Source organism: Pseudomonas sp. RC3H12 (genome assembly GCF_018596375.1).
Lineage (GTDB): Bacteria > Pseudomonadota > Gammaproteobacteria > Pseudomonadales > Pseudomonadaceae > Aquipseudomonas.
The window spans coordinates 5,392,697-5,404,259 of record NZ_CP075595.1; the positions used below are offsets into that span (position 1 = coordinate 5,392,697).

Annotated in this window: 7 protein-coding genes and 1 pseudogene; 3 read left to right on the top strand and 5 right to left on the bottom strand. The window is 65.3% G+C overall.

Annotated elements, in window-relative coordinates; all coding sequences use genetic code 11:
• Positions 1–92: 92 nt before the first annotated feature.
• From mdtD to KHO27_RS24495, 4 genes are all read right to left on the bottom strand, one after another.
• Positions 93–1,520, bottom strand: coding sequence for a multidrug transporter subunit MdtD (mdtD, locus tag KHO27_RS24480; RefSeq protein ID WP_023632381.1), 1,428 nt, complete (start codon positions 1,518–1,520; stop codon positions 93–95).
• 124 nt (positions 1,521–1,644) lie between these two features.
• The gene (locus KHO27_RS24485) at positions 1,645–2,976 is read right to left on the bottom strand and encodes a TldD/PmbA family protein (protein ID WP_214500909.1); all 1,332 of its coding nucleotides are present in this window, start codon (positions 2,974–2,976) and stop codon (positions 1,645–1,647) included.
• Positions 2,976–4,418, bottom strand: a complete 1,443-nt coding sequence (locus tag KHO27_RS24490) for a TldD/PmbA family protein (protein WP_214500910.1) — start codon at positions 4,416–4,418, stop codon at positions 2,976–2,978. The genes KHO27_RS24485 and KHO27_RS24490 overlap by 1 nt, the downstream gene beginning before the upstream one ends.
• A gap of 30 nt (positions 4,419–4,448) precedes the next feature.
• Entirely contained in the window at positions 4,449–6,245 is a 1,797-nt protein-coding gene (locus tag KHO27_RS24495) for an acyl-CoA dehydrogenase (protein ID WP_110702059.1), read from the bottom strand.
• A gap of 117 nt (positions 6,246–6,362) precedes the next feature.
• Between KHO27_RS24495 and KHO27_RS26650 the strand changes: the two are divergent.
• From KHO27_RS26650 to KHO27_RS24505, 3 genes and pseudogenes are all read left to right on the top strand, one after another.
• Positions 6,363–6,479 (top strand): annotated as a pseudogene (locus tag KHO27_RS26650) (DUF3077 domain-containing protein); the annotation flags it as partial.
• Between the two features lie 348 nt (positions 6,480–6,827).
• Entirely contained in the window at positions 6,828–7,112 is a 285-nt protein-coding gene (locus tag KHO27_RS24500) for a type II toxin-antitoxin system Phd/YefM family antitoxin (RefSeq protein WP_023630627.1), read from the top strand.
• Positions 7,078–7,386: a Txe/YoeB family addiction module toxin gene (locus KHO27_RS24505; RefSeq protein ID WP_031315114.1), complete on the top strand. Its 309-nt coding sequence runs from the start codon at positions 7,078–7,080 to the stop codon at positions 7,384–7,386. Before KHO27_RS24500 ends, KHO27_RS24505 begins: the two co-directional genes overlap by 35 nt.
• Positions 7,387–7,441: 55 nt before the next feature.
• On the opposite strand, the gene putA is transcribed toward KHO27_RS24505, so the two are convergent.
• The gene (gene putA, locus KHO27_RS24510; protein ID WP_110702056.1) at positions 7,442–11,392 is read right to left on the bottom strand and encodes a trifunctional transcriptional regulator/proline dehydrogenase/L-glutamate gamma-semialdehyde dehydrogenase; all 3,951 of its coding nucleotides are present in this window, start codon (positions 11,390–11,392) and stop codon (positions 7,442–7,444) included.
• Positions 11,393–11,563 lie beyond the last annotated feature (171 nt).

An 11,563-nucleotide genomic window follows, 5' to 3' on the forward strand; every position in this document is an offset into this window, starting at 1 on the left:
TGGCAAAGGCGGTGGTTTCAACGGTCACGAGGCGGGCCTGCGGTGCGAAGCGAAAAATGTCGCACAGTCTACCAGCCTCGAAGCCATTCGCCCTACGACTCCACGTGCTCTTCCGGACGACGGGCGCGCCTTCCGTCTGTCGGCGCCAGTTGCAGGAAGATCGCCGCCGCCAGCATGGCCATCACGCCGATGGTGACGAAGGTCAGCTGGAACGCCCCCAGGGTGCTTTCCACGCCTTCGGCGCTGCCGGCCGCGGTGAATCCACCGAGCAGCGCGCCGGCGCAGGCCACGCCCAGGCTCAGTGACAGCTGCGCGACCACCGACAGCAGGCTGTTGCCGCTGCTGGCGCTGGCGTCGTCGAGGTCGATCAGGGTCACGGTGTTCATCGCCGTGAACTGCATTGAGTTCACCGCGCCCAGCATCGCCAGCTGCGCCAGCAGCAGCGCATACGGCGTCTGTTCGTCGACCAGCCCCAGGCTGGCCAGCAGCAGGCCCAGCAGCAGGGTGTTGCCGGTGAGCACGATGCGGTAGCCGAGGCGCTCGATCAGCGGCCGGGCCACCGACTTGGCGAGCATCGCCGCCGCCGCCAGCGGAATCATGCTCATCCCGGCCTGTGCCGGTGAATAACCCAGCGCCACTTGCAGCAGCAACGGCACCAGGAAGGGCAGGGCGCCGCTGCCCAGGCGGGCGAACAGGTTGCCGAGGATGCCGATAGCGAAAGTGCGCACGCGGAACAGTGACGGCGAGAACAGTGGCTCCGGGTCGCGTCCGGCGCGCAGCCAGTAGGCGGCCAGGCAGGCCATGCCGGCGAACAGCAACAGCATCACCCGCAGGTGCGGCAGGTGCAGTTCGCCCAGGCCTTCCATGGCGATGGTGATCAGCACCATCGCCGCGCCGAACAGCAGGAAGCCCGGCCCGTCGAAGGTGGTGCGCTCGGCGCCGCGCAGGTCGGGGATGAACCTCCACACCGCATAGCAACCCACGGCGCCCACTGGCAGGTTGAGCAGGAAGATCCAGTGCCAGCTGAGGATTTCCACCAGCCAGCCGCCCACGGTCGGGCCAAGCAGTGGCCCGAGCAGGCCGGGGATGGTGATGAAACTCATGATCCGCACCAGTTCGCTGCGCGGGTAGGCGCGCAACACCACCAGCCTTCCCACGGGCAGCATCAGTGCGCCGCCCAGGCCTTGCACCACCCGGGCGAAGATCAGGAAACCGAGGCTGTTGGCCATGGCGCACAACAGCGAGCCGAAGCTGAACAGCAGGATGGCGCTGAAGAAGATGCGCTTGGTGCCGAAACGGTCGGCAATCCAGCCTGAGGCCGGGATCAGCAAGGCCACGGTGAGCATGTAGGCGATGATCACCCCCTGCATGCGCAGCGGGTCCTCGGCAAGCGAGCGGGCCATGGCCGGCAGCGCGGTGTTGAGGATGGTGCCGTCGAGCGATTGCATGAAGAAGGCGATGGCCACCACCCAGGGGATCCAGCGGGCGGTGACGGGGTCCAGCGGGGCACGGTCGGGCATGGGTTACCTCAATGTCCTGTGTTGCCGGCGCGGGCCTCATCGCCGGCAAGCCGGCTCCCACAGGGGCAGTGCATGCCGGCCACTGTGGGAACTGGCTTGCCAGCGATGAGCCCAGTCCTGTCGATCACAATGTCAGGGTCAGGCCTTTGACCAACGCCCCGGGCAGATGACTCGACCCGGTGCTGCGCTGCCCGTAGGTGCTGGTCGACAGGATCATCTCGCGCTCCTGGGTCAGGTCCTCCAGTTGGCTGCCCAGCAGGTTGTACAGGCTGTCGTCGAAGCGCATGGTGCTCACCGGGCCCTGGATCTGCCCGTTCTCCACCCAGAAAGTGGCGAAGCGCGTCAGCCCGGTCATGCGTGCCGCCGACAGGTCCGAGTAGTTCAGGTACCAGAGGTTGCTGATGTAAAGGCCGGTGCCCAGACGTTCGAGAATCTGCTCGCCGGGCAGGTTGCCTGGCGCCAGGCTCAGCGCGCAGGGCGACTCGTAGCTGTCGGCGCCATTGGCCTGCTGGCTGAATTCGACGGCGCTGCGCGCACTCACCAGTCGCTCCAGCGCCCGCCCTTCACCGATCAGCAGCAGGTCGCGGCGCGGCGAGCCCTCGTCGGAGAAGGCCGGACTCAGCGAGCCGCTGACCTGTTCGCTGAAACTCACCAGTGGGCTCAACTGCGCGTCGCCGTTGTACAGGCGCTGCAACGGGCTGTTGCCAGTGGCCAGGGCTTGTGCCGAGAAGCCTCCCCAGCACAGCATGCCGGCGATCTCGTCCATCGCCGCTGGTGCCAGGTAGGCGCGGTAGCTGCCGGGCTTGAGGGTGACGGCCGGGCGCCCCAGGTGCGCCAGCTGTTCGCGAGCCTGACGCAGGCGTGCGGCAAAGGTTTCGCCGCGCCAGGCCTGCCCTGCGTAGTTGGCTTTGACGGCCTGGCCGTTGGCGTGGAACAGGCTCCAGTCAACGTTGAAACTGTTGGCCTGGTGCCAGCCAAAGGCGCCGAACGAGCTGGCGAAGCCGCGGCAGATGGGGCCGGCGGCATAGATGCCGACCAGGTCCAGATCGCCGGCTCCACGCTCGATCAAGGCCAGCACTTCGTCCAGCTCGGGCAGTGGCTGCTCCTGCAGGCTATGGCTGTGCCAGGTGCTGTCGTCGAGGTTCAGGTAGGGATCTACAGCCAGCAGCGGCAGGGTCTGGCGCAATTGCGCGAGGGCATCGTGCAGGCGCTGGCGGTCCAGTTCTGGATCGTCGCCCAGGGTGATCTGTTGCTCGGCCTGGCGTCCTTCGCGGACCAGCCGCAACTGCACGCTGGCCTGGCTGACCAGCCCGGCCTGGCGCACCTTGGCGTGGTTGAAGCGCACGAACTGCGAGTGCTCGGCGCTGTAGCCCAGGGTGAACTGCTCGCCGGGCTGCAAGGCGGCGTTCAGGCTATCGAGCAAGCTTTCGAAACGTTGCTGGTAGACGGTGCTCATCAGACGTCCCCTCCGAATACGTCGATCTGGCGGAACACGCAGGCCGGCGAGGCATGGCCGACCCGCACCACCTGGTTGGGCTCGCCTTTGCCGCAGTTGGGCGTGCCGAGTACCTGGAAGGTGCTGCGGTCTCCGACCGCCGAGAGGTTGCGCCAGAAGTCGGCGGAGATGCCGCGATAGTTCGGGTTCTTCACCACGCCCTTGAGTTCGCCGTTCTCGATCAGTTGGCCCCACTCACAACCGAACTGGAACTTGTTGCGCGCATCATCGATGGACCAGGAGCGGTTGGTGCGCATCAGGATGCCGTGCTCGATGCCTGCGATCAGTTGCGCCAGCGTCTGGTCGCCCGGCTCGATGTTGAGGTTGGCCATGCGGTCTATCGGCGCGCGGTTCCAGCTGCAGGCGCGGCTGTTGGCCACGCCGTCCAGGCCCGAACGCTGTTGCGACAGGGCGCCGCCCAGCGGGCGCACCAGCAAGCCATCGCGGATAAGGAACTGCTTGCTGGCCGGGGTGCCGTCGTCGTCGAAACTGTAGCTCGCCAGTTCTTCGCCTATGGTCGGGTCGAAAGTCACGTTGAGCAGCTTCGATCCATAGTGCAGGTGGCCGAAGTCGCTGGTTTTGACGAAGCTGGTGCCTGCGTAGTTGCGCTCATCGCCGAGAATGCGGTCCAGCTCCAGCGGGTGGCCGATGGATTCGTGGATCTGCAGCATCATCTGGTCGGGCATCAGCAACAGATCGCGCTGACCGGCCGGGGTGTTCGGCGCCAGCAGCAGTTGCAGCGCCTGGTCGGCCACCCGGCGGGCCGCGCCGACCAGGCCGCAGCGCTCGACCACTTCGAAGCCGCCTTGCTGGCCGAAGTTCTCCCGGCCCAGGCTGCGGCTCTGGCTGTCCTGGCCGTCGCTGGCGGTGACGCCCAGGCCTGGGTAGATGAAGCGCTGGGCGTGACGCAGCTCGGCGCCGACGGAGTTCAGGTAGGTCTGCTCGACCACACTGAAGCCCAGGCTCGCCTGCCAGTCCACCAGACGCTCGTCCTTGGGTACGCTGGCGGACTCGGCGGCGAGCAGTTCCAGGCAGTCGGCAAGGTTGGGCAGGGATTGTTCGAAATTGGGCGAGACATGATCGTGACGCCCGCTCGGGGCGGCCTGGCCGCTCAGGTCGAGCAGGCTGCTGGCCTTGATCCGCCGGGCGAGTGCCTCGGCCTGTTCCAGCGCGCGTTGCAGGCCTGCCTGGGACAGGTCGGCGGTGGCCGCGTAGGCCTCGACGCCGTTGACCCGCACGGTGAGCATGGCGCCTTCGTCCTGGCTGAAGAAGGGCGGCTCGGCGACGTTGCGCCGCACCGACAATGACTGGTGCGATTGCTTCACATGGCGAAGCGAGAACAGTTCGGCCGTGCTGCGCAGCGCGGCAAAGCGCTGGCGCAGCAGGGTGCTGGAGTCGAACATGGGAAACCTCCGTGTGCGCGGTGGCTCCCCCTAGAACCACCCCTCTTGCATGCCCAGGCACGTGTCGTCGCGGGCCTCGAGCAAAGCGAGGTCATTATGGCAGCCCGGCACTTCCCAGGTGAGGAAATAACGCGCGGCCTGGACCTTGCCCTGATAGAAGTCGCAGTCGCTACCCTTGAGCAGGCCGACTTCGGCATGAATGGCCTGCTCCAGCCAGCGCCAGCCGATCACGCAGTGGCCGAAGGCCTTGAGGTACAGCGCTGAGTTGGCCAGGGCCCCAGCGACCTTGCCTTGGGCCAGGTCACCGAGCAGGACGAGGGTGACCGCTTGCAGGCGATTGACCAGCTGTTCCAATGGCTGGCGCAGGTTGTCCAGGTTCGGATGATGGCTGGCGCGCTCGCAGGTGCCGGCGATCAGGCGGATCAGCTGCTTGAGCCCGGCGCCGCTGTTCTGTGCCAGCTTGCGCCCGAGCAGATCGAGGGACTGGATGCCTTCGGTACCTTCGTGGATCGGGTTGAGGCGGTTGTCGCGGTAGTACTGTTCCACCGGGTACTCGCGGGTATAGCCGTGGCCGCCCAGGATCTGGATTGCCAGCTCGTTGGCCTTCAGGCAGAACGCCGAAGGCCAGGACTTGACGATCGGGGTGAGCAAGTCGAGCAACTCCTGGGCTTGCTGGCGGGTGTTTTCATCCGCCGCCGTGTGGGTGTCATCGAACAGCCGGGCCGCGTACAGGCCCAGGTCGAAAGCACCCTCCACGTAGGCCTTCTGTGCCAGCAGCATGCGCTTGACGTCGCTGTGCTCGATGATCGGCACGGCAGCGCTGTGCGGATCCTTGTTGTCCGGCAGGCGGCCCTGTGGGCGTTGGCGGGCGTACTCCAGTGAATACAGGTAGCCGGCGTAGCCGAGCATCACCGCGCCCATGCCGACGCCGATACGTGCCTCGTTCATCATCTGGAACATGCAGGCCAGGCCCTGATGCGGCTGGCCGACCAGGTAACCGACGCACTGGCCGTTGTCGCCGAAGTTGAGCGCGGTAGAAGTGGTGCCGCGCCAGCCCATCTTGTGGAACAGCCCGGCCAGCAGCACATCGTTGCGCGGACCCAGGCTGCCGTCGGGGTTGACCAGGTACTTGGGCACGATGAACAGCGAGATGCCCTTCACCCCGGCTGGCGCGTCCGGCAGCTTGGCCAGGACCATGTGCACGATGTTCTCGGACAACTCGTGGTCGCCGCCGGAGATGAAGATCTTGTTGCCTCTGAGCCGGTAGCTGCCGTCACCTGCGGGTTCGGCGCGGGTGCGGATATCGGCCAGTGACGATCCGGCATGGGGCTCGGTCAGGGCCATGGTGCCGAAGTAGCGGCCCTCGATCATCGGCTGCAGGAACAGGCGCTTTTGCTCCTCAGTGCCGAAACTCTCGATCAGGTTGGCCGCGCCCATGGTCAGGAACGGGTAGGCCGTGGTGCCAGCGTTGGCGGCCTGGAAGTGGGCAAAGCAGGCCTGTGATACCAGGCTTGGCAACTGCATGCCGCCGACTTCGAAGTCGCGGTTGGCGTTGAGGAAGCCGGCTTCGAGGAAGGCGTCCACGGCCGGTTTTACTTCCGGGATCAGCTCGGCGCGGCCGTCCACATAGCGGGGCTCGTTTTCATCGCCTTTGCGGTTGTGCGGGGCGAAGTACTTCTCGGCAATGGTACGGGCGGTGGTCAGCGCCGCGTCGAAGGTCTCGCGGCTGTGCTCGGCGAAGCGCGGACGCTGGGTCAGGGCCTCGGCGTCGAGGACTTCGTAGAGTTCGAAGGCGAGGTTGCGGCTGCTGAGGAGTTGCTCGGACATGGCGGCATTCCTGATTCGGGGTGCAGCGAGTCTAGGCGGGGTGGTGGGGCAGGGGACAGGTTAATTGGCGTGGGTGATATGGGGGCAGAAGTGGCCATCGCCCAGGTCACCTTGGGCAACCTGACTATCACCGGGATCATGGAGGAAAAGCTCCAACTGCTCTGGGCCTAGTATTACCTGAGCGCCCTGGCCAAGGCGCTGATGGACGATGCCGAACTGGGCATGGGGTGTTGACGACCCAAAAGGGCATCGCGGGGCAAGTCGCATCGGCGCACCGCCGCTCCCACGCATTTGAGTACTGCCGCAGGAGTGGGGCTGTCTTGATATCGCGTCAAGCGCCGGTTTGGGACAGCTCCTACATGGCAGCAGGACTTAACGCTGTTTTGCCGCTGCGGGAATTCCGGTTCCATATCCACCTTTCCCAGCGGCAATCAGTTCTCCAAATAGTTTCAGGGCTCGACCTTGCGAGTTGTACGCAAGTTTGTACAATGTTTGGCAGGCAGGTCGCACAGCGCCGACCTGTCATTTAGGCCTGTTGACTCTCGAGAACTGATCCAGGCTGTACCTGGAAAGGAAGGAAAAATGCATGTACTGACGTTCAGCCAGGCACGCGCCGACCTGAAGCAGACAATGGACGACGTATGCCGGGACCATGAGCCGGCAGTCATCACTCGTCAGCGTGGCGAGCCGGTCGTGATGATTTCGCTCGAGGACTACAACGGCATGCGCGAGACCATGTACCTGCTGGAGTCGTCCGCGAACGCCAAGCGTCTTCGCGCTTCCATTGCTCAGCTCCGGGCTGGTAAGGCCGTTACCCAGGAACTGGCACTCGATGAATGTGAAAGCCAAGCAACGAAACAAGACTGAGGCGCGAAGCACCACAAGCGTGGCCTTCACTGCTGAGGGGTGGGAAGACTACGGTTACTGGCGAAACAGTGATGTCGCTATCTTCCAGCGCATCAACACGATGATCTGTGAGTGCCTGCGCAGCCCTTTCAAAGGCACCGGCAAGCCAGAACCGCTCAAAGGCGACTTGTCAGGTTTCTGGTCTCGCCGTATCACTCGCGAACACCGATTGGTCTACTTCTACGAGGCGGGAACCCTGACCATCCTGCAGTGCCGTTACCACTATGACGATTAGGCCAAGCGCCCACAAAAAAGGAGAGCCGAAGCTCTCCTTTTTTGTTCGATCTGTGTCAGCCGATGGTCATCAGGCTGGCGTTACCACCCGCTGCCGCGGTGTTCACGCTCACCGCTCGCTCGATCACCAGGCGCTCCAGGGCGATCTGGTGATCGCCGCTCGACAGCCCATGCACGCCGACGATCGCGCCGGCACGCTTGGCCACCTGCTCGCAGACGCCGCGCAGCTGGTCGGAGTGACCGTGGTGGATGACCGCGTCGAAGGCCACCTCGTCCTTGCTCCAGTCGGCCACCAGCTTGATCTTCGCTTGCAGCTCCTTCGGCAGACGAGCGCGCACGGTCTTGGCCGGTTCGCCATCCTGGAACACCGCCGAGCTACCCACGGCCAGTACCGCTGCCAGCTGGGCCAGCAGGTCGGCCTCGTTGTCGGCCAGGCACAGCACGTGTTCGCGTGGCAGCACGCTGTAGGTGTTGCGCTCGCCGGTCGGGCCTGGCAGCACGCGGGTGATGCCGCTCTGCGACTGCTCGGCGAACTGCTCGCACAGCGCGGCCAGGTCGCTCATCTGGCTGCTGGCCGCCCAGGTCTTGAGGGTTGTCAGCGGCTTGAGCTGCTGGTCGCGCAGGGTGGTGTCGGCCTGGCTACGCGCATCGTCGGCCTGGAAGTGGCGGGCGATGGCGTCGGCCGGGCGGGTCGACAGCAGGCGGTACAGGTACAGCGGGCCGCCAGCTTTCGGGCCGGTGCCCGACAGGCCTTCACCGCCGAACGGCTGCACGCCGACCACGGCACCGACGATGTTGCGGTTGACGTACATGTTGCCGGCGTTGACGTTGTCCACCACCTTGGCGATGGTCTCGTCGATGCGGGTGTGCACGCCCAGGGTCAGGCCGTAGCCGGAGGCGTTGATCTGCTCGATCAGCTGGTCCAGGTCCTTGCGGTTGTAGCGCACCACGTGCAGCACCGGGCCGAAGATCTCGCGCTTGAGCTCGTCGAAGCTTTCCAGTTCGATCAGGGTCGGCATCACGAAGGTGCCACGCTTGATCTCTTCGCCCTCGGCGATAGCCACCTGGTACACGGTGCGGCCTTTGTCGCGCATGCCCTGGATGTGCTTCTCGATGCCGGCCTTGGCTTCGGCGTCGATCACCGGGCCGATGTCCACGGACAGGCGCTCGGGGTTGCCCAGGCGGCTTTCGGCCATCGCGCCCTTGAGCATTTCGATCACGCGGTCGGCAGAGTCTTCCTGCAGGCACAGCACGCGCAGGGCCGAGCAACGCTGGCCGGCACTGTCGAAGGCCGAGGAAACCACATCGATCACCACCTGCTCGGTCAGCGCCGAGGAGTCGACGATCATGGCGTTCTGGCCGCCGGTTTCGGCGATCAGCGGGATCGGACGGCCCTGGTTGTCCAGGCGCCCGGCAATGTTGCGTTGCAGCAGGCGGGCGACTTCGGTGGAGCCGGTGAACATCACGCCCTTGACGCGCTCGTCACCGACCAGGCCGGCACCGACGGTTTCACCTTGGCCTGGCAGCAGTTGCAGCACGCCTTCGGGGATGCCGGCTTCCAGCAGCAGGCGCACGGCCTGGGCGGCGACCAGTGGGGTCTGTTCGGCCGGCTTGGCTAGTACCGGGTTGCCGGCGGCCAGCGCTGCGGCCACTTGGCCGGAGAAGATCGCCAGCGGGAAGTTCCATGGGCTGATGCACACCACCGGGCCCAGTGGGCGGCAGCTGTCGTTGCGCAGGTCGTTGCGTGCCTGCACCGCGTAGTAACGCAGGAAGTCCACGGCCTCGCGCACTTCGGCGATGGCGTTGGCGAAGGTCTTGCCGGCTTCGCGCACCAGCAGGCCCATCAGCGGCTGGATGTCGGCTTCCATCAGGTCGGCGGCGCGTTCGAGGATCGCGGCGCGTTCGGCCGGCGGAGTGGCCTGCCAGATCGGCGCGGCGTTCAGCGCGCACTGGATGGCGTTGTCGACGTCGGCGACGGTTGCTTCCTGCACGTGACCCACGACATCGCGGTGGTCGGCCGGGTTGAGCACCGGCGCTGCCGGCTGCTCGCTGGCGGCGCAGGCCAGCAGCGGGGTGGCTTTCCAGTCGTTGTGGGCGGTGGCCAGCAGGGCGCAGGACAGCGACGCCAAGCGGTGTTCGTTGGCCATGTCGATGCCGGCCGAGTTGGCCCGCTCGCTGCCGTACAGCTCACGCGGCATCGGGATGCGCGGGTGCGGCAGGCCGATACTGCCTTCCTGGGTGCCCATGCGCTCGATGCTGGCGACCGGGTCGGCGACCAGCTCCTGGATGGAGATCGAGTGGTCGGCGATGCGGTTGACGAACGAGGTGTTGGCGCCGTTTTCCAGCAGTCGGCGCACCAGGTAGGCCAGCAGGGTTTCATGGGTGCCGACCGGGGCGTACACACGGCACGGACGGTTCAGCTTGCCCTCGGAGATCTTGCCTACAACTTGTTCATACAGCGGTTCACCCATACCGTGCAGGCACTGGAACTCATACTGGCCCGGGTAGTAGTTCTGCCCGGCGATGGTGTAGATGGCCGACAGGGTGTGGGCGTTGTGGGTGGCGAACTGCGGGTAAATGGCTTCTGGCACGGCCAGCAGCTTGCGGGCGCAGGCGACGTAGGACACGTCGGTGTACACCTTGCGGGTGTAGACCGGGTAGCCTTCCAGGCCTTCGACCTGGGCGCGCTTGATTTCGCTGTCCCAGTAGGCGCCTTTTACCAAGCGGATCATCAGGCGGTGGCGGCTGCGCTTGGCCAGGTCGATGACGTAGTCAATCACGTATGGGCAGCGCTTCTGGTAGGCCTGGATAACGAAGCCGATGCCGTTCCAGCCGGCCAGCGACGGTTCGAAGCACAGGCGCTCGAGCAGGTCCAGCGACAGCTCCAGGCGGTCGGCCTCCTCGGCGTCGATGTTCAGGCCGATGTCGTATTGCTTGGCCAGCAGGGTCAGCGACAGCAGGCGCGGGTACAGCTCGCTCATCACGCGTTCGTACTGGGCGCGGCTGTAACGCGGGTGCAGGGCCGAGAGCTTGATCGAGATGCCCGGGCCTTCATAGATGCCGCGGCCGTGCGAGGCCTTGCCGATCGAGTGGATCGCCTGCTCGTAGGAGGCCAGGTATTTCTGCGCGTCGTGCTCGGTCAGCGCGGCTTCGCCAAGCATGTCGTAGCTGTAGCGGAAGCCCTTGGACTCGAACTTGCTGGCGTTGGCCAGGGCCTCGGCGATGGTTTCGCCGGTGACGAACTGTTCGCCCATGAGGCGCATGGCCATGTCGACGCCCTTGCGGATCATCGGCTCGCCGCTCTTGCCGATGATGCGGGTGAGCGAGGAGGTCAGGCCCGATTCGTTGTGGGTGCTGACCAGCTTGCCGGTCAGCAGCAGGCCCCAGGTGGCGGCGTTGACGAACAGCGATGGGCTGTTGCCCAGGTGCGGCTGCCAGTTGCCGGTGCTGATCTTGTCGCGGATCAGCGCGTCACGGGTGCCTTTGTCGGGGATACGCAGCAAGGCTTCGGCCAGGCACATCAGTGCCACGCCCTCTTGCGAGGACAGCGAGAACTCCTGCAGCAGACCCTGGACGATACCGGCGCGGCCACCAGCGCTCTTCTGATTGCGCAGCTTGTCGGCAAGGCTTGCGGCCAGCTTGTTGGTGGCTTCGGCCTGGGCGGCCGGCAGGCGTGCCTGCTCCAGCAGCATCGGCACCACTTCCTGCTCGGGGCGACGGTAGGCGGCAGTAATCGCCGAGCGCAGCACCGACTGCGGCAGGATGCTTTCGGCAAATTCCAGGAAGCACTGGTGGGCGTGGTCGGCGGCGACTTCGCCGGCGTCATCGCCAGCGGCGGCATGACCGTTGAGGTCGTTCAGGGTGGCGCCACCCTCGAGCTTCTCGAGATAGTTGAAGATCGCTTGCTTGATCAACCAGTGCGGCGTGCGGTCGATGGACTGCGCAGCTGCTTTGAGTCGCTCACGGGTCGGGTCGTCGAGTTTGACCCCAAGGGTGGTCGTCGCCATTTCTTATCCTCGTTATTGGTCACGGATGTGGCCTAAGCTGAAGGCAAGATTAGCCTGTAGGACAATCAGGGTGCAACCGGGTGCAACCCGAAATCTTCCCGGTAAAGGTGCAACTCGTCTGAAGTCAGTTTCCCTACAGTCAAAACGGTCTTTTTTGCTGCTTTTTCGTCT